This is a genomic window from Ruegeria sp. YTSA108, from assembly GCF_059610185.1.
Genome location: NZ_JBXWND010000003.1, coordinates 283,753 through 300,820 on the forward strand (window position 1 = coordinate 283,753; position 17,068 = coordinate 300,820).

The 17,068-nt window shown below is 56.6% G+C and carries 18 protein-coding genes; 12 read left to right on the forward strand and 6 right to left on the reverse strand.

Features of this window, described 5'->3' with window-relative positions; genetic code table 11:
- Positions 1-15 precede the first annotated feature (15 nt).
- From AC2FHW_RS06690 to iolC, 3 genes are read right to left on the reverse strand one after another with little or no spacing between them, the layout of a single operon-like run.
- Complete coding sequence (locus AC2FHW_RS06690; protein WP_496821663.1) at positions 16-855, reverse strand: class II fructose-bisphosphate aldolase; 840 nt, start codon at positions 853-855, stop codon at positions 16-18.
- Positions 852-1,688 carry a 5-deoxy-glucuronate isomerase gene (locus tag AC2FHW_RS06695; protein WP_282021588.1) on the reverse strand — a complete coding sequence of 279 codons (837 nt, stop codon included), beginning with the start codon at positions 1,686-1,688 and terminating at the stop codon, positions 852-854. The genes AC2FHW_RS06690 and AC2FHW_RS06695 overlap by 4 nt, the downstream gene beginning before the upstream one ends.
- Positions 1,689-1,697: 9 nt before the next feature.
- Positions 1,698-2,666 carry a 5-dehydro-2-deoxygluconokinase gene (iolC, locus tag AC2FHW_RS06700; RefSeq protein WP_282021694.1) on the reverse strand — a complete coding sequence of 323 codons (969 nt, stop codon included), beginning with the start codon at positions 2,664-2,666 and terminating at the stop codon, positions 1,698-1,700.
- 126 nt (positions 2,667-2,792) lie between these two features.
- Between iolC and AC2FHW_RS06705 the strand changes: the two genes are divergently transcribed.
- Together AC2FHW_RS06705 and AC2FHW_RS06710 are read left to right on the forward strand one after the other, a co-directional pair.
- Positions 2,793-3,896 (forward strand): Gfo/Idh/MocA family protein, encoded by a 1,104-nt coding sequence (locus tag AC2FHW_RS06705; RefSeq protein WP_496728581.1) that lies wholly within the window; start codon positions 2,793-2,795, stop codon positions 3,894-3,896.
- A 37-nt stretch (positions 3,897-3,933) separates the two neighbouring features.
- On the forward strand, positions 3,934-5,067 hold the full coding sequence (locus AC2FHW_RS06710) for a Gfo/Idh/MocA family protein (protein ID WP_496821665.1): 1,134 nt from the start codon (positions 3,934-3,936) through the stop codon (positions 5,065-5,067).
- Here AC2FHW_RS06710 and AC2FHW_RS06715 read toward each other — a convergent pair whose 3' ends face one another.
- The gene (locus AC2FHW_RS06715) at positions 5,068-6,066 is read right to left on the reverse strand and encodes a LacI family DNA-binding transcriptional regulator (RefSeq protein WP_496693635.1); all 999 of its coding nucleotides are present in this window, start codon (positions 6,064-6,066) and stop codon (positions 5,068-5,070) included. It abuts the gene before it with no gap.
- A 381-nt stretch (positions 6,067-6,447) separates the two neighbouring features.
- On the opposite strand from AC2FHW_RS06715, the gene AC2FHW_RS06720 reads away from it, so the two are divergent.
- From AC2FHW_RS06720 to AC2FHW_RS06760, 9 genes are all read left to right on the forward strand, one after another.
- The gene (locus tag AC2FHW_RS06720) at positions 6,448-6,636 is read left to right on the forward strand and encodes a Flp family type IVb pilin (protein ID WP_271948255.1); all 189 of its coding nucleotides are present in this window, start codon (positions 6,448-6,450) and stop codon (positions 6,634-6,636) included.
- A gap of 163 nt (positions 6,637-6,799) precedes the next feature.
- Positions 6,800-7,627, forward strand: coding sequence for a Flp pilus assembly protein CpaB (gene cpaB / locus AC2FHW_RS06725; RefSeq protein WP_142635731.1), 828 nt, complete (start codon positions 6,800-6,802; stop codon positions 7,625-7,627).
- A gap of 30 nt (positions 7,628-7,657) precedes the next feature.
- Positions 7,658-9,142 (forward strand): pilus assembly protein TadG-related protein, encoded by a 1,485-nt coding sequence (locus tag AC2FHW_RS06730; RefSeq protein ID WP_496821667.1) that lies wholly within the window; start codon positions 7,658-7,660, stop codon positions 9,140-9,142.
- Positions 9,139-9,630, forward strand: coding sequence for a TadE/TadG family type IV pilus assembly protein (locus tag AC2FHW_RS06735; protein WP_271948250.1), 492 nt, complete (start codon positions 9,139-9,141; stop codon positions 9,628-9,630). Before AC2FHW_RS06730 ends, AC2FHW_RS06735 begins: the two co-directional genes overlap by 4 nt.
- Positions 9,627-10,265 (forward strand): TadE/TadG family type IV pilus assembly protein, encoded by a 639-nt coding sequence (locus tag AC2FHW_RS06740; protein WP_142635737.1) that lies wholly within the window; start codon positions 9,627-9,629, stop codon positions 10,263-10,265. Before AC2FHW_RS06735 ends, AC2FHW_RS06740 begins: the two co-directional genes overlap by 4 nt.
- A gap of 11 nt (positions 10,266-10,276) precedes the next feature.
- Entirely contained in the window at positions 10,277-11,482 is a 1,206-nt protein-coding gene (locus tag AC2FHW_RS06745) for a CpaE/TadZ family protein (RefSeq protein ID WP_142635739.1), read from the forward strand.
- Between the two features lie 48 nt (positions 11,483-11,530).
- Positions 11,531-12,928 carry a TadA family conjugal transfer-associated ATPase gene (locus AC2FHW_RS06750; RefSeq protein ID WP_271948247.1) on the forward strand — a complete coding sequence of 466 codons (1,398 nt, stop codon included), beginning with the start codon at positions 11,531-11,533 and terminating at the stop codon, positions 12,926-12,928.
- A gap of 11 nt (positions 12,929-12,939) precedes the next feature.
- On the forward strand, positions 12,940-13,968 hold the full coding sequence (locus tag AC2FHW_RS06755; RefSeq protein ID WP_496821669.1) for a type II secretion system F family protein: 1,029 nt from the start codon (positions 12,940-12,942) through the stop codon (positions 13,966-13,968).
- Between the two features lie 13 nt (positions 13,969-13,981).
- Entirely contained in the window at positions 13,982-14,965 is a 984-nt protein-coding gene (locus AC2FHW_RS06760; protein ID WP_142635745.1) for a type II secretion system F family protein, read from the forward strand.
- Between the two features lie 13 nt (positions 14,966-14,978).
- On the opposite strand, the gene AC2FHW_RS06765 is transcribed toward AC2FHW_RS06760, so the two are convergent.
- Together AC2FHW_RS06765 and AC2FHW_RS06770 are read right to left on the reverse strand one after the other, a co-directional pair.
- On the reverse strand, positions 14,979-15,470 hold the full coding sequence (locus AC2FHW_RS06765; RefSeq protein ID WP_142635747.1) for an A24 family peptidase: 492 nt from the start codon (positions 15,468-15,470) through the stop codon (positions 14,979-14,981).
- Positions 15,470-15,955, reverse strand: coding sequence for a helix-turn-helix transcriptional regulator (locus AC2FHW_RS06770; protein ID WP_496821671.1), 486 nt, complete (start codon positions 15,953-15,955; stop codon positions 15,470-15,472). The genes AC2FHW_RS06765 and AC2FHW_RS06770 overlap by 1 nt, the downstream gene beginning before the upstream one ends.
- Before the next feature lie 117 nt (positions 15,956-16,072).
- Between AC2FHW_RS06770 and AC2FHW_RS06775 the strand changes: the two genes are divergently transcribed.
- Positions 16,073-16,282, forward strand: coding sequence for a hypothetical protein (locus AC2FHW_RS06775; RefSeq protein ID WP_496712057.1), 210 nt, complete (start codon positions 16,073-16,075; stop codon positions 16,280-16,282).
- The last annotated feature ends 786 nt before the right edge of the window (positions 16,283-17,068 follow it).

The window sequence follows — 17,068 nt, forward strand, 5'->3', positions numbered from 1 at the left end:
TGGTAACATGACGCCCTAACGCTGGGGCGGGGCGCCGAATGCTCGGATCACGGTGCGGGCGGCTGCCTCGACCGGGTTGTGGGTTTCCTTCAGGATGGTGACGCGGTCGAACCTGTCGGGGTCGCGGTTGACGGCCTCTCGCATCGCCGTGCCAAAGGCCATGCGCAGTTCGGTCCCGATATTGAACTTGCAGATCGAGGTCTCGCGCGCCAGCTTCATACGCTGCTCTACCGGCACACCGGACCCGCCATGAATGACCAAAGGCACTTCGGTCACGGCATCGATTTCGGCGATACGCGCCTCATCCAGGCCACCTTCTTTGTTTTGCTGCAAGTGAACATTGCCAACCGAAATCGCCATCGCGTCGACGCCGCTTTCGCGTGCAAACTTCGCGGCTTCCTCGGGGTCGGTACCATTTGAGCCTTCGCCACCGGAATACCCCACAAAGCCGATCTCTCCCTCGCATGAAATCCCTGCCGCATGGGCCATTTCGGCAATGGCCGCGGTCTCATCGATGTTTTGCTGCAATGGCTTACGCGACCCGTCGAACATCAGCGAGGTAAAGCCGCTGTCCAACGCGATTTTGCAGTCCTCGAAGGTGTACCCATGGTCCAGGTGGGCGACGACGGGGACAGAGGCGTTTTCGGCCAGATAGCGGAACATCTTGCCCAGAACGGGCAGGGGGGTGTGCTCGCGGCAACTGGGTCCGGCCTGCAGGATCACGGGCGCGTTCTCAGCTTCGGCAGCGGCCACATAAGCGCGCATGTCTTCCCAGCCCAGGGTCACCAGACCACCGACGGCATAGCCCTGATCATAGGCAGGTTGCAGAACGTCTTTCAGTATGGCGAGGGTCATTTGAATTTTGCAATCATGTCTTTGATGCCCGGTATGGTTTCGATCTGATAGGCATGGGTGGGCTGGAAATACTGGACCAGCGAGCGTTGGGTCAGGCCGCCGAGGATCGTGAAATAATACATCTCATACCCCGGCAGGACGCAGCAGGGGTGATAACCCTTGTCGATACAGACGGTCGATCCGTCCATGATATGATAGGCGTCGCCCGGTTCGTTATCCTCGCGCTGCAGCATCTGTAGGCCAGAGCCCCAGTTGGGTTTGAAACGGAAATTGTAGGTCTCGTCGTGCCGCGTCTCGTCGGGCAGACGGTTCGTGTCATGCTTGTGGCTGGGGAAGCCGGACCAGCCGCCTTGACCAACAGTGAACAGCTCACTGACCAGCAGGCGACCTACTTTGTCGTGCTGTTTCTGGCCCAGGATGTGCTTGATCTTGCGGTGGGTTTTGGTGTCGTCGCTGCCGTATTGTACCAGATCATGCTGGCGGACATCGAACGGGTCCAGCACCTTGTCGTATCTGGCGCCTGCGATGAAGACTTCGGAATGATCCGAGATGCAGACGATCTGCACCTTGGCGCCAACGGGTGCATAAACGCCCTCTGGCTCTCCATCCCAGACATCCTCTCCTCGGTTACCCAGCATGGCAAATTGCACGCTTTCGACATCCACATCGACCGAACCTGTGGCCGGGACGATGCAGGTCTCATACCCCGGCACTTGATATTCGAACGCCTCGCCCTGTTTCAGTTTGACGATGTTGAAATAGTTCAGGGGCACCATTGGGTCATCGGCATCCACGATGGGTTTGTTCTGGTTCTCATAGGGGGCGATATGCATTGGGATCTCCTATGCCGTGGGGCCGGGATGGGTGGCCAGAAACGTGTCCAGCTGTTCGGTGGTCGGCATCGCGGGCGCGCAGCCGGGTTGAGACACGACGATCGAGGCGCAGGCCGACCCGCGCATCACCGCGTCCTTCAGCGAGTACCCCGCTGCAACCGAGGCCAGTAACCCGGCCATGAAACTGTCACCTGCGCCATTCGGCTTGACGGCGGTCACCGGATAGATGCCTGTCTGAAATTCCTGCCCGTCCATCAGCGTGATGGCGCCTTTTTCACCCATTTTATAGATCACCACGCGGCCTGGTTTGGCCGCCAGTTCCTGCGCCTTGGCAAACCCTTTGTTTATCCCGCCCGCCATGAAACCGAATTCTTCGTCATTGCCTACGATCAGATCACTGGCGTCACCGGCGCGGGACAGGACCTCGGACGCGACTTCGGGTGAGGGCCAACTGTAAGGGCGATAGTCTATGTCAAATATTACGGGCACACCGGCCTTACGGGCCGTGTCGATGGCCCGGAATGTGGCGCTGCGCGAAGGCTCGGCCGCAAAGACGGTTCCGGCCGAGATCACAGCCGAGAAGGAGCTGAAATCGACCTGGTCCATATCCTCTTCGGTGACTTGGAAATCGACTGCGCCATTGCGGTAGATGACATTCTGGAAATCTTCTGTCCGGCTTTCGTAGATTGCCAGCGACATGCGGTATTCGCCCCTTACAACCCGTATGTTGGACGTATCGACGCCGTAATGCGCCAGCCGGTTCAGGCAGAACCGCGCGACCGCGTCGTCAGATACCGAGGTGATCAGCGACGCTCGACTGCCCAGCTTGACCAGACCCACACATATATTTGCCGATGAACCGCCCAGATCGGCCCGGAACGCGTCGGCATCCTCACTTTTCTCGCCGATGGGATCGGCAAACAGGTCCATGCCCGCACGACCCAAGACGCCAAAGCGGTTTCCTTTGATACCGTCCATCAAAGCGGTCAAGTCATTTCCTCCGGCGAAAAGGGTCGGCAAGGTGTGTTGATCCTTGCGTTGAATCGATTCACACGATACTGATTTTGCAACCGGTTGCAAATGATATGTGCGAGGCCGCGGCAGATGCCTGAAATTGGAATAGGAATTGTTGGCGGCGGCTATATGGGCAAGGCCCACTCCGTCGCGATGTCAGCGGTAGGTGCGGTGTTCGACACCGCGCTGCGGCCGCGACTTGAGGTGATCTGTGCCTCGACATCTGCAAGCGCGGAAGTCTATCGCGCCGCCTACGGGTTCCAGCGCGCCACCGATGACTGGCGCATGTTGGTCGAGGATCCAAAGGTCGAGGCCATTGTGATCGCCTCACCTCAGTCGACACACCGTCAAATCGCTGAGGCGGCGTTTGCCCTTGGTAAACCGGTGCTGTGCGAAAAACCCTTGGGGGCGTCCTTGGACGACAGCCGCGCGATGGTGGCGGCAGCCGAGGCCACAGGTGCAATCAACATGGTTGGGTTCAACTATATCCGCACCCCCGCCAGCCAATATGCGCGTCAGCTTATTGCTGAAGGGGAAATCGGTCAGGTCACATGGTTCCGTGGCGAACATACCGAGGATTTCTATGCCGACCCCGAGGCCCCGGCAACCTGGCGCACAACGGGAATGGCCAATGGAACCATCGGCGATCTTGCTCCGCATATGGTGAATGGTGCGTTGGCGCTGATCGGGCCGATCACTCAGGTTATGGCCGATGTGGAGACGGTGCACCGGCATCGCCCCGGCGGCGAAGTTACCAATGATGATCACGCGCAGATGATGTGCCGTTTTGAAAACGGGGTCATGGGAAACCTTTATTTCAGCCGCGTCGCAACGGGTCGCAAGATGGGTTACGCCTATGAGATCTCGGGTACCAAAGGTGCGATCCGGTTCGATCAAGAGGATCAGAACGCCCTGTGGCTGTATCGCCGCGAAGGCCCCGAGGCCACGCGCGGGTTCACCAAGATCCTGACCGGCCCCGCGCATCCGGATTACGAGCCCTTTTGCCAGGGCCCTGGCCACGGGACAGGATATCAGGATCAGATCATTATCGAGGCCAAGGATTTTCTGCAGGCCATCCATTCGGGAGAGAACATCTGGCCCACCTTCCGCACCGGGCATGATGTGAACCGCGTTCTGGCGGCTGCATTGGCCTCGTCAGACGCACGGCAATGGACAGATATCAGCGATTTCTGAAAGCTCACCACCCAATTTCCAAAGAGAGACCAAGACCATGACAAAGCTGAAATGGGGCATGATCGGTGGCGGTGAAGGCAGCCAGATTGGCCCTGCGCACCGCCTTGGCGCACAGGCCGATGGGCTGTTTGAGTTCGCTGCCGGAGCGTTGGACCACCGCCCCGACGTGGGACGTGAATATGCACAGCGTCTGGGCGTTGCAACTGATCGCGCCTATGGCGACTGGCAAGAGATGCTAGCCGGTGAAAAAGACCGTAGCGACCGCATCGATCTGGTTACAATCGCGACACCGAACTCGACCCATTTTGAAATTGCCAAGGCCTATCTCGAGGCGGGTTTTAACGTTCTGTGCGAAAAGCCGATGACGATGACCGTGGAAGAAGGCGAAGAGATCGTGCGCATCGCCGAAGCATCGGGCAAGCTATGCGCCGTGAATTATTGCTATTCGGCTTATCCGATGGTGCGCCAGGCACGTGCAATGGTGAGGGTCGGGGATATCGGCAAGGTGCGTCTGGTCGTGACGAATTTCAGCCACGGCCACCACGGGGATGCCACTGACGCCGACAATCCACGCGTGCGCTGGCGGTATGATCCGGCGATGGCCGGTGTCTCGGGGCAGTTCGCGGATTGCGGTATACACGCGCTGCATATGGCCAGCTTCATTTGCGATGATGAGGTCACGTCGCTGTCCGCCGACATGGCCTCGACCATCTCAAGCCGCGTGCTGGAGGATGATGCCATGGTCAACTTCCGGACAGAGCGTGGCACCGTCGGGCGCTTGTGGACTTCGTCCGTTGCGATCGGGCGCCAACATGGGTTCGACATTCAGGTCTTTGGTGAAACCGGCGGTCTGCGCTGGACCTCGGAACAGCCCAACCAGTTGCTCTATACACCGGTCAGCGGCCGCACACAGATCATTGAAAAGGGCGAAGGTGGCTTGTACGAGGACGCCCAGCGCCTGTCGCGGGTGGCCATCGCACATCCTGAAGGGTTTCCCTTGGCTGTGGCCAACATCTATTGCGATCTGGCCGATGCCATTCGTGGCGAAACCCGCGACGGGTTGCCAGGCGCAGCGGATGGGGTGCGGTCTATCGCAGCGGTCCATGCTGCCGTTGCGTCGGGCAATGAAGACGGAGCCTGGAAGGATGCGCGCCCCCCTATGTTCCGCTGACTAGGTGCGGGGGCGCAGCGTGCCCCTTTCGACTACGCGGCAGGGGAAAATGCGGGCCTCGGGATAACGCTCGGGGTCTTTCAGCATCTCTTCCACCAGATCCACAGACGAGGTGATGATTTGCTTGATCGGTTGGTGGATGGTCGTCAGATTCACGCTTTCCCAACGCGACATCTCCATGTCATTCAGGCCGATGATCCCGATATCCTTGCCCGGTTTCAGCCCGTGATCCGACAGAGCGGACAGCGCACCGACGGACAGAATGTCATCGCCGCAGAAATAGCTTTCGGCTGGTTGACCCTTTAGCAGATCCAGCATTTCAGCGCGCCCCGCCTCAAATGAATAGGCCCCGGCGAAAGAGTATGTCACCTCAAGATCGGGGTGCTTTTCGACCTCTTCCATAAAGCCCTGATAGCGATCCATGGCCGAGGTCGCATCTTTTGGCCCGCCTAAATATCCAACGCGCCGATAACCCCGCGCCTTTAGCTCGCGGGCTGCCATGCGACCACATTCGACATTGTCGATCCCGACGACATGTACCTCTGGTGAGGTCGCCGAGCGCCCGAACGTATGCACAACCGGAACACCGGCATCGTGAAACGCCTTGGCGAAACTAGGCGGCAGGGTCGAAGAGGCCACGATGGCAGCGTCAACAGAATATTGGCGCAGCATCCGAACGGAATTGGCAGGCTCGGTCTCATCCGTCAGATTCACGATCAACGGGCGTAATCCACGTTCTTGCAAGGCACGTGTGAACTGATCGAACACTTCAAGGAAAATCGGGTTGTGAAAATTGTTCGAGATCAGCCCGATGAGCTTTGTCCGTCCCGTGGTCAGCGATGAAGCCAGAGCGTTCGGGCTGTAGCCCAGTTCCGCCGCGGCCTTTTCCACCTTGCTTCGGGTTTTTGCCGAAACCGAGGCACCCTCGGTAAAGGTGCGCGACACGGCAGAGCGCGACACCCCGGCCAGAGCTGCGACGTCTTTTAGGGTGACGCTCATGTTTCGTACCTGCAGAAGAAAGGTGGGATGACAGACATTTTCATGTCGTGATACTAAGCCAGTTAGTCTGGTGGCTGCAATCGGTTGCAAATGATTGCTCGTTTGACGCGGGGCCCGGTTTATTGACCCCGAGCAGCTTCTCACCAGTCGATTCTTTCTGACGGGAGATCAGGTAAATCTGCCGCCGCGCACCGTAAATCGGTCCGCGATTTGACGCATTTCCGCCCAAAATGATCGAAAATTCGCCCTAAGCGGGAATTTCTTTTCGTTTGTGGGGAGGTTTCGGCACCTCCTCATAGGTAACGATTTAGTTAACGGGGGTGTGTTCCTCGTGTCAGTGCGGGATTTCGCACTTTGGTAAAACAGTCTGGAGTTCAAGTAATGTTGAATGGAATTCGCAAAGTATTTCTGAAGCTGCGCAAAGACGAGCGTGGCGCCACCCTAGTTGAATATGGCATCGCGCTGTTTGTTGCGATTGTCGTCGGCGGGACAATTCTGACCAATTTGGCTGGCACGACCAGCAGCAACTTTAGTGATGCAAACTCGGCAGCCCAGCGGACAACGCCTTAAGCTGCGCGCCAATTTCCCAAGTGAAAAAAACCTGACTTCCCATTCGCAAGCGTGGGGCGTCAGTTTCCTACCAGACCACCTTTGATTTGCATAAGCGGTCTGTTTGGCCATTCAGGCCCAATTAAGTAATTATCCTGAGTTTTCCCGGGAATTGGAGGATACCATGCGTATTAAATCATTTTTGATGACTTTCCTGGGAATAGGTTTGGCGGGTGGCGCAGTCATTCTGGCGCAGGATCAGATCCGAAGGAATCAGTCAGCGGGTGAACCAACCATAGTTCGTGTTGTGGCCGTGGCCGAAGATATCGCATTCGGAACGCCGATCGAAGGGCACAAGCTGACGACCATTGATTGGCCTACTGCATCTGTGCCTGCAGGTGTTTTTACAAGCTTTGATGATGTCCTGCCTGCCGCAGGCATAGAACCTCGCCGGGCCAAGCGCGCTTTGGCGCAGGGCGAAATTCTTTTGACCTCGAAAGTTTCCGATTTTGGTGAAAAAGTGACAATCGTTCAGACGATTGGCGAGAATAACCGCGCGATGGCGATCAATGTCGACGCGCAGACAGGGGTAGGCGGATTTGTTACGCCTGGCGACTTTGTCGACATTGTTCTGACCCGCGGCACCAATGATACACTGCGTGCAGTGACGATCCTGCAGAATATCCGGGTCATCGGCGTGGACCAAACCGCGGATGAAGAGCTTGACCAACCCGGCATTGCCCGCACGGTTACGATCGAGGTCACCCCGGATGAAGGTCAGAAGTTGGCTCTGGCGCAGAAGGCCGGGCAGCTCAGCCTGTCTCTGCGGTCTCTGCAAACAGAAGAGGATAAGCCGCTGGAAGCGGTTCGCCTCAGCGACATCCTCCTTGAAAAATCACCGCTAGAAGAGGGCACGCCCAGGCCGATTGTGAAAGTTCGCCGTGGGGCAACCGACGTTCAGGAAATTCAGGTCTTTGGGAACACCAGTGCAACAACTGAGCCGGTGAACTGAGGTCAGGTTGGTCTTTCGAGGGAGGTTGATATGACTTCGCTACGCAAAATCAGGGACAAAGAAGACGGCACAATTCTGGTTTTTGTCGGCATGTTCATGGTCGTCATGATCGGAATGGCTGCACTGACTTTTGATCTGGGGCGTATCGCCTCTACCCAAACTGACATGCAAGCCTATACCGACCACGTGGCGCTTGCCGCCGCAGGAGAGCTGGATGGCAATGCTGACGCCATTACACGTGCAACAGCTGCGGCATCCGGCATGATCGACGACGAACAGTTTTTCGCGGATGGCAGCCAAAGCCTTGGAACTTCTGCGGATTTTTCGCTTCGCTTTCTGACCGGATTGCCTACTCCGGTGGCAGACCCAGACGATAACGACTCGGTTACGCCCTTTGTGACGACAGACCCGGCGCGTGCCGTCTTGGTCGAGGTGACCGCGACACCACGGACTGTTTTCCTGCCTTTTGGCCGATCGCTGGCCAGCTTGCTGGGTGTCGCCAGCCCGTCCGGAGAGGTGAATTCAGTCTCGATCGCTGGGTATTCAGCATATGCCTGTGACGTAACGCCGTTGATGTTCTGCATCCCGTCGGGCTGGACCTCCAGCGCCAATATCGGCGCTTCCATCAAATTGCGTACTGGCGGCAACAACTCGGCCTGGGGGCCGGGGAATTTCGGATTTCTGGATCCAACGGATATCGGGATCAATCCAAACGGACCATGCGCCGGTCTGACCGGCTCAAAGCTGTATATCTGCCTCATTGCTGCGAATGGGAACCTGACTAAATGCGTGTCTCAGCGCGGTGTCGACACCGAACCCGGTCAGCGTAACGGGATTGGCAGCGCGATCTACAATTCGCGGTTCGATATGTTCCAGGCGACCATGAACCAACTGAAGAACGATCCAGACTATGCACCGGGCCCAAATGTGATCTCGGGCTGGGACCATACTGGTGGGGGATGTTTGAACAACAATCCGACCCTGTCGACCAATACTATTCCAATGCCGCCGGATGATTGCTTTGACCCGGTGAGTGGTCTTTGCAATGGCAGCCGTTTTGGCGATGGCAACTGGACGTCAGGGCAAGCAGCTTACAATCTTATGAATTATGGAGTTGGACCGGACGGTACGCTGACACCGCATGCGCAGGGCGCACCGACAGGAAACACCCGGTATCAGGTATATCTGGATGAGGTCAGCCGGGCCGGGTCGGGTGATATCGTCACCGGACGGGACGAGACCGGCCGCGCCCAATGTTCAGGCCAACCCAGCACCGATCCCGAGCGGCGTACGTTGATCGCCGCAGCGATTGACTGCACCGCGAATCCGGTTTCCGGGCGGGCCACCGATGTGCCGGTGAAGGAATTCGTAAAAGTCTTTCTGTTTCAGCCGCTTGAAGAATCCACAGGTTCGGATTTCGACATCTTCGTCGAGGTGGTCAAACAGGTTGGCGGCGGAGTTGGTGGCAGTGCCGTTGATGGCATTTTCCGCGATGTCGTGAGGCTGTACCGATGAAGCCGCTGGGTCGCTTCCTCTCACGCTTTCAGCGCTGCGAGTCTGGCGCGCCGATGGTCGAGTTCGCCATGGTTCTGCCGGTTATCTTGCTGTTCTTTGTTGTGATCATCGAGGGCAGCCGGATCACCTGGATACATCAGGCGACATCTGCCGGCGTACGGGATGCGTCACGCATGATCGCTCGCATCGCACCGCTGGATCTATGCAGCGCGGGCGGCGTCGCAAGCTATGATGCAATGGCCACAGATATTGTCGCCAACCGACTGGGCGGTGGGGCGCATTTGCCGGTCGGAACAACGCTGGTGGATGTAACCCCGACCTGCATATCGCGGTCTGGCAGCTATCGTATTGACCCGACCTCAGTGGTCGAAGTGACCGCGAAAATCCAGATTGATTTTATCCTGGGCAATGTTCTGGGCCTGTTCGGCGGGGCTGTTAGCACGCTTGACACGGTGATTTCGGATCAGAGCCGGGTGTTCGGCGTATGACCCGGGTGTCGCATATCCTGCGGACCTTCCGGCGTCAGGAGCGTGGCGCCGCCCTGGTCGAATTGGGGATGGTCATTCCACTGTTCCTGTTGCTGATGTTCGGCATTGTGGATTATGGCCGGTTGTTCTGGTCGACAACCATGGCGCAGAAGGCGATGCAAAAAGCATCCAGGCTGGCAACTCTTGGGCCTCCGCTTTGCGGTGCGTTGCCGACCGAGCACACGCTGGCAAGCGGCGCTCCTACAAGTACGAAATTTGGGGTGCTCTGCCGCAGTGGCAATGTCTGTGCCGTGCCTGCCCTGCCTGCGCCCTGCCCTTTGAATACCGCGACGGATTACGGCGCACGTGTCTGGAATGATATCCGCATGTTGCTGCCACCGGGAACGACTGCCGCCAACGTACAGATCGGATATTCGCATGACGCGCGCCTTGGATTTTTAGGGGGGCCATATACGCCGGTCGTTACCGCCGAACTTGTTAACGTAAACTTTAACTTCATGATGCCAATCGCCGGTCTGGCCGCTCTTGCGTCGAACGGCACAACACCTGCGTCAAATACCCCCAACAGTATTTCTCTTCCCGCGATGAGCACATCGGTTCCCGCCGAAGATCTGGCGGCCGGGGCGAGTGAGTAAGGAGAAACATAATGAGTGCCAAGCAGATTTCAGTATTGTTGATTTCACCGGACGAGCAGATTTACTCGGCCATAGAAGGCTCGTTGCGGGGGCAGGCGAACTGCCGGTTCACCGGTCGTCAGGACACCGTTGCGGGGGTAAACGGCTCTGCGATCTCGCTGACTGCAGAGCATGATGTTGTTCTGTTCGATGTGGATGAGAATTCCGGGGACCTACTGCAAACCGCACGGAAAATCTGTGATGCCCGTATGCCAAATGCGATCATCATTGCGTTGGCCCACGAGGATCTGCCCTTGGAAAAGGCGCGCCAGCTGAAAAAGCTTGGTGTCGACGACGTTCTTCCGAGAAAGTGGATCGACGAGGAAATTGTGCCGCAGGTGGACGCAATCCGGGCCCGCCGTCAAGCGCAGTTGCCGGCCGTGTGGGGCGGTCAAGCAACCCTGGGCAAAGTGATCGCCGTGGCCAAATCCCGTGGTGGGGTTGGATCGTCTATCGTCGCTGCCAATCTGGCCAACGAGCTACAGGCCAAGGAAGGGTTCTTCAAGAAGAAAGCCGCCAACGAAGTCGCGGTTGTCGATTTGGATTTTCAGTTCGGATCTATTGCCGCCCTGATGGATGTTGAGGAAAGTGACGCCATGTGGCGGATGGCGATGGATGAGAGCATTCCCGATGGCGCCTTTCTGGAACAGGCCATGACCAAATCTCCCTGTGGGGTTGATGTTCTGGCTGCACCGTCGCGCTTTGGTCCTCTCAGTGCCATTAATGAAGAACAGATCTCGGCCATTTTGGACAGCCTTAAGCGCAGCCATGATTATGTGATTATTGATCTGCCGCGAGCTCTGGTCGAGTGGATTACGCCGGTGTTGTCGCAAGCCGACCGGCTGCTTTTGGTAACGGATGTCGCAGTGCCTTCGATCCGGTCAGCGCGGAAATTGATGGATTTCTATCACGCCGAAAACCCGGCCTTGGAAATCCAGCTGGTTGCGAGCCTGGAAAAGAAACCCCTGATCCCGGCCGCGCACCACCGCGCAGCGGCAAAGCTGTTGGAACAGGATTTCGCCCACTGGATCCCCAAGGATGAGCGAACCGTTCGTGAATGCGTGGATCGGGGCGTACCTCTGCAAGAGGTCTCAAACCGGGCGCCTCTGACACGGGCCATCCGCCGCATCGCGCAGGAAACCACAGTTTCTCTGCCGCCACGCGTGGGCAAACAGTAAATCGAAGTCCGAAGATGTGAAGATCAGTTAAGTAAAAGGTAAAGCAGAATGTTTCGTGAATTTGACAGAACGGGTCGCACAACATCCCAATCCCCAAAAGTTGTGCCGTTGGACACGAAACAGCCGAACAGAAATGTTGCTGATATCGAGGTCAAGAACGCCGAACGCCGTGCCATGGAGCGCGAGCGCGAGATGGACCGTATCGACCTCAAGGCCCGGATGCACAACTCGCTGCTTGATAAGCTGAATCTGGCTGTGATCGACAAGGTCGAAGAAGACACATTGCGGGGCGAAATCGGCAAACACGCAACTGATCTGTTGCGGTCCGAGGGCCGGGCCATGCGGTCTGAGGAAATCAAGCTTTTGGTCGAAGAACTGATGCACGAGGTGCTTGGGCTTGGGCCACTGGAGCCTTTGCTGGCCGACCCTTCGATCAACGATATTCTGGTGAACGGTCACAAGCAGATTTTCGTCGAACGTTCAGGTATTCTGGAAAAAACCTCGGCGCGTTTTCGGGATGAACGTCATTTGCTTCGGATCATCGACAAGATTGTCAGTCGTGTCGGCCGTCGTATTGATGAACGCCAACCCTGGGTGGATGCGCGGCTTGAGGATGGCAGCCGTGTAAACGCGATCATTCGGCCCTGCGCGCTGGACGGGCCGGCCTTGTCGATCCGTAAATTCGCGCGCGTACCGCTGACGATGGAGCGGTTGGTTAAGAACGATGCATTGAATGACAGTGCCGCGGCGTTGTTGCGCGGTCTGGTCGAGGCAAAGATGAATGTCCTGATTTCTGGAGGAACCGGATCAGGTAAAACGACGATGCTGAATGCCTTGTCTTCCTATATCGGTGGCAACGAACGGGTCGTGACCATCGAAGACGCAGCTGAACTGCAACTGCAGCAGGAACATGTTCTCCGCATGGAGACCCGCCCAGCCGGTTTGGACGGGACCGGTGCTGTGGCGCAGCGTGATCTTGTCCGCAACGCGCTGCGGATGCGCCCTGACCGTATTGTGGTCGGCGAGGTGCGCGGATCAGAGGCCTTCGACATGCTGCAGGCGATGAATACCGGCCATGACGGTTCGATGACGACCGTTCATGCCAACAGTCCCCGCGATGCGCTGTCTCGGGTCGAGCAGATGGTACAGATGGGCGGGATGGAGCTGCCGCATTCGGCGATCCGGGCCACCATCGCTTCGGCCATCCACTTTGTGCTTCAGTTGAACCGACTGTCAGACGGGACGCGCCGGGTTACTTCGATCTCGGAAGTGACTGGAATGGAAGGCGACATCATCACCATGCAGGACATCTTTGTCTTCAAGCGCGAAGGCAAGGATGAAGACGGCAAGGTTCTGGGCCGGTTCATGCCCACGGGAATTCGGCCAAAATCCAGTGATGCACTGGCGGCTGCCGGGGTCGACCTGTCCACGGTCAAGTTCAACTAAGGAGGTCCGGGATGTTCGAGAAAATCAGGTCATATCTGACCAACCTGAACATCAACAACCTGATCGGCCCGGAAATGGAAGTTGCCGGGTTCGATGTCAGGTTTGTTCTGGCGCTTGCGGTTTTCCTGGGTGCGCTGATTGCTTTTGAAGGGCTGCGTCAGTTTATGCGGCGTGGCGAAAACCGCGAAGAGGCGATCAACCGCCGAATTCAGATGCTGTCCGAGGGGAAGTCGGGTGAGGATGTCCTCAGCCTGTTGAAACCGCAGGAAGCCAAGCCACTGTTGCGGAGTTTCCCGCTGGTGGGGGATTTGCCTCTGGCGTTGAAGGTTTCGGGCCTGAACATGGTTCCCGAAATGTTTCTGGCCGGTTGTGGCGCAGCCTTTCTGATCTCGGCCATTGGTGGGTCTATGGTGGCTGATCCGTTGAAAGTGGTCCCCACCTGCGCCCTTGTTTTCCTGATCGCGCCACTGGTTGCGTTGGGGGTGACGTTGCGCAAGCGCAAGGCGGCGTTGATCAAGCAGTTGCCCGATGCGCTGGACCTGATGTCCCGTGGATTGAAGGTGGGGCACCCACTGAACACAACCTTACAAAGTGTCGCCGAAGAAATGCCTGACCCAATTGGAACTGAGTTTGGGCTGGTCGTTGATCAGGTCTCTTATGGCGAAGAACTGACGACTGCGATCAAAAGCATGGCTGACCGCATCGATGAAGAAGATATCCAGTATCTAGCTGTTGCGCTGATGATGCAGCACGGCACAGGTGGTGACCTGGCCGGCATCTTGCGCACGCTGGCCCGCGTGATCCGAGCGCGAATGTCATTGCGTCGCAAGGTCAAGGCCATCTCGGCCGAAGGCCGCATGACGGCTTATATCCTGTCATCCATTCCCGTTGGCATTGCCGTGTTCATGACCATCATGACGCCGACATATTATGGCGATGTCGCGGACTCTCCGGCCTTTGTGCCAGTCATGAGCGTTATCGCAGTGACCATCGTCCTGAACGCGATTGTGATGTTCAAGCTTGTGAATTTCCGGATTTGAAGAGGCGTATTCGATGGAGTATTTGAGTTCGATTTTTGATAGCGAATTATCAACGCAGATCCTGGTTCTGGGTTGTGTGCTGATAGGTGCGGTCGTAGCGTTTCTTGGTATCTCGTCCTCGCTTAGCGAACGGTCCACAGCCGCAGAGCGCATGGTGTCAAGCCGACCACGTCAGGCTTTGTCACGGGCAGTTCCTGAAAAAGTCGAGGGCGAAGCGCCGACAGGGCTGAGTGCGGCCCTGATACCCAGCGATGCCAGTGTACGTTTCGAAGTTGGGCAGGTGTTGGCGCGTTCCGGATTTCGCAGCAAAAACGCAATCGTGAATTTCTATCTTATCCGTTTGGGGCTGGCGACGTTCCTGCCGCTGGCCTTCCTCTTCCTGATGTCCTGGCAACCGGCAAACAACTTGGGTGCGCGGATCGCGGAATATACGTCCAGCCTGAACGCGTTCGAGATTATCCGGAATGTCGGCGTACTGTGCGGAATCGGGTATCTCATACCGCAGTTATGGATGGGCGCCCGGATCAAAGAGCGCAAGCGTCTGATGGAAAATGCGTTTCCGAACATGCTGGATCTGCTTCAGATCGGTATCGAGGCTGGCCTCGGTTTTGATCAGGCCTTGCTGAAAGTGGCGGTCGAAATGCAGCTCGTCGCGCCGGAAATGTCCGAAGAGATGCTGATTGCGCTTTCCGAGATTCAGGCAGGGCGCGACCGAGATACCGCGCTGATGCGTATGGCGCGTCGAACCGGTATCGAGGAAATGAGCTCATTCGTAAGCGTTGTGCTGCAATCGACCCGGTTTGGCGTTCCCCTGGCTGCGGCTTTGAACACCTATGCCGAAGAAATGCGTGAACTGCGCGAGGTGCGGGCACAGGAAAAGGCCAACAAGTTGCCTGTCCAAATGTCGGCGGTTATGGCCAGTTTTATGCTGCCTGCAATCGCCGGGCTGATCCTGGCCCCGATCGTGATCCGTTATATGGATGCGTTTGGCCCCTAAGACGCTGACATGGTCAGAACCAAAGCGCAGTAGCCGACCAGATTGCAAGGATCACCCCGGATGATCCGATAGCAATTCCAAGAGGAAATTCGCGCGACTGGGCGGTCGACTTGATATGCGGGGAAGTTTGTCGGGCGAGACGCCGAAACAGCGACATTCCGATCAGCCCCGCTGCCATGCAGCCTGCCAGTATTAGCAGATAGGTCGATACGACCGGGACCGGAATTGCGGCAAATACGATTGGCAATATCTTGGCGTCGCCACCGCCCAGCCAACCCGCTGCAAACAGGCCGAAACAAATCGCAAAACACGCTGCGGCCACAAGAAGGCGCAGCAGCAGTTGGTTCCAATCCGGAAACGGCGCGGTCACAAGCACGACTGCACCGCCCAGCAGGCAGTACAGGTTAGGGATGCGCATTTGGGTGAAATCCGTCCAGGCGATCATTACGAACAGCGGTGTGAATACCCACAATGTCAGCCAGGACTGCCAGTCCAGTTCAGGCATCAGGCACGTGCCTGGCTAGGTTTCCCATGAAGGGCCTCGCGCTCTTCTACCGATACTAAGCGCCGGGCCAGCATGTGGAAGGTGTCCAGCGCCGTTTTTGAATAGATATGCTTGAGATGCGTGCGAACTGTCGCTGGTCCGATCTCAAGTTCGGCACCAATAGACTGAGGCGACAGCCCGCGTGAAACAAGAACGCAAACACGCCATTCGGCACGGGTCAGGCCCGTTGGGTTCTCGGTGCTGAGAATAGGTGCTTCACGGTATGATTTTCTGAGTGCGGTGACTGATTGCCGAGACAATGATTCAGTGATCAGTCCGGCTCGGCGGGCCTGATAGGTCTCGGATAGTTGCGGAGCCACCTGTTCAATAGCTTCGCGGTAACCGGGTTCGGAACTCTGCCCGAAATGAAGTTCCAGAAAGTCGATTTCGCCGCCGTTATGGTCCAGGCATATGAACAGAATGTCATCCAGCTTGCGGTGCGACATCCAATCTAACAAAACTGCGGAGATATCACTGGGGTCTGCCCCGTCATCTCGCAGACTAAACACCGAGGCGCGTTTTGGTTTGTTCCGAAACGGGCCGAGGGCGTCGTTGGCGAAAGAATGAAACAATGGTCTTTGGAATTTTGGATCCCGTGTGTCAGCCCGTGCGGCAACACGATGGGCCCCTTTGTTCAGCCACACACGGCTGATGACAGCACAATCGGCGCCAAATGCTTTGACGATACCTTCAAGCGCGGCATCAAGAACGACGCCTGCCTGGCTCCAATGAATGAAATTAATGATGGCTCTGGCATGAAGCGCGTTTGGTAACCACGCAGCGCTCTGAGCATTCCCCCGGACCATAGATAACAACCTGTACTCGAACAAACATAAACGCGCATTTGCAATATAAGAGTGCGCAACCTCCTACCGATTCTTTACATTCCTATAGTTCTATATAATCGTCTAAAACTCATCTAAAAAATCATTAACCTAATTATGTACGATCAATTCGTCGCGTTTCAGTAAACAAACTGCACAAAATCCGCGGACTATTTCTTTGACCTATTCGCGGAATGCGGGGTGAAGCGTAGTGGTTTATGCCTTTTTTGTAAGGTTATTGCGCTTGTTTGGTCGTCGGTTGGTCGGGCGGTTGCCTGTATTCACCGATGCAGCCGTGGAGGGATTAACCGTTTTTCAATTTGTCACAATTCTTGATTTGCACGATGCTTCGGGTTTGAGAACCCAGGTTCAAACGGCTTGATTTGCAAGGGATGTCGGCTCGTCCCGGTGACCATTTGAGCTGTATCATACGGCCTGGGCTCTCCTTTAGATTTAGCAACGACTTCTTGCTTGCCGAGCAGAGCGGCACTGCCTGCATGGCGATCACCGGCATGTTTTCAAATAATACCTTTTAATTTCAATTATTAAGAAGCGGAATATGTTTGAAAATTTACAAGACTCCGTACCCAGGTGTTCATTTGTTTACATAACATAGCTGCTTTTTGAATAGGTTATTGAGAAATTTTCAGAACCCCCGCCATACTCGCGGTGCGTAAACCTGCGCAATCGTTTGCTGGAAGAGGAGCCAACAGACGTAAAACAGGGAACTGGGAG

Coding starts and splice junctions, on each gene's coding strand:
- AC2FHW_RS06690 (WP_496821663.1), bottom strand. CDS start 855: ATGACCCTCGCCATACTGAAAGACGTTCTGCAACCTGCCTATGATCAG.
- AC2FHW_RS06695 (WP_282021588.1), bottom strand. CDS start 1,688: ATGCATATCGCCCCCTATGAGAACCAGAACAAACCCATCGTGGATGCC.
- iolC (WP_282021694.1), bottom strand. CDS start 2,666: ATGGACGGTATCAAAGGAAACCGCTTTGGCGTCTTGGGTCGTGCGGGC.
- AC2FHW_RS06705 (WP_496728581.1), top strand. CDS start 2,793: ATGCCTGAAATTGGAATAGGAATTGTTGGCGGCGGCTATATGGGCAAG.
- AC2FHW_RS06710 (WP_496821665.1), top strand. CDS start 3,934: ATGACAAAGCTGAAATGGGGCATGATCGGTGGCGGTGAAGGCAGCCAG.
- AC2FHW_RS06715 (WP_496693635.1), bottom strand. CDS start 6,066: ATGAGCGTCACCCTAAAAGACGTCGCAGCTCTGGCCGGGGTGTCGCGC.
- AC2FHW_RS06720 (WP_271948255.1), top strand. CDS start 6,448: ATGTTGAATGGAATTCGCAAAGTATTTCTGAAGCTGCGCAAAGACGAG.
- cpaB (WP_142635731.1), top strand. CDS start 6,800: ATGCGTATTAAATCATTTTTGATGACTTTCCTGGGAATAGGTTTGGCG.
- AC2FHW_RS06730 (WP_496821667.1), top strand. CDS start 7,658: ATGACTTCGCTACGCAAAATCAGGGACAAAGAAGACGGCACAATTCTG.
- AC2FHW_RS06735 (WP_271948250.1), top strand. CDS start 9,139: ATGAAGCCGCTGGGTCGCTTCCTCTCACGCTTTCAGCGCTGCGAGTCT.
- AC2FHW_RS06740 (WP_142635737.1), top strand. CDS start 9,627: ATGACCCGGGTGTCGCATATCCTGCGGACCTTCCGGCGTCAGGAGCGT.
- AC2FHW_RS06745 (WP_142635739.1), top strand. CDS start 10,277: ATGAGTGCCAAGCAGATTTCAGTATTGTTGATTTCACCGGACGAGCAG.
- AC2FHW_RS06750 (WP_271948247.1), top strand. CDS start 11,531: ATGTTTCGTGAATTTGACAGAACGGGTCGCACAACATCCCAATCCCCA.
- AC2FHW_RS06755 (WP_496821669.1), top strand. CDS start 12,940: ATGTTCGAGAAAATCAGGTCATATCTGACCAACCTGAACATCAACAAC.
- AC2FHW_RS06760 (WP_142635745.1), top strand. CDS start 13,982: ATGGAGTATTTGAGTTCGATTTTTGATAGCGAATTATCAACGCAGATC.
- AC2FHW_RS06765 (WP_142635747.1), bottom strand. CDS start 15,470: ATGCCTGAACTGGACTGGCAGTCCTGGCTGACATTGTGGGTATTCACA.
- AC2FHW_RS06770 (WP_496821671.1), bottom strand. CDS start 15,955: ATGTCGCACCGCAAGCTGGATGACATTCTGTTCATATGCCTGGACCAT.
- AC2FHW_RS06775 (WP_496712057.1), top strand. CDS start 16,073: ATGAAACAATGGTCTTTGGAATTTTGGATCCCGTGTGTCAGCCCGTGC.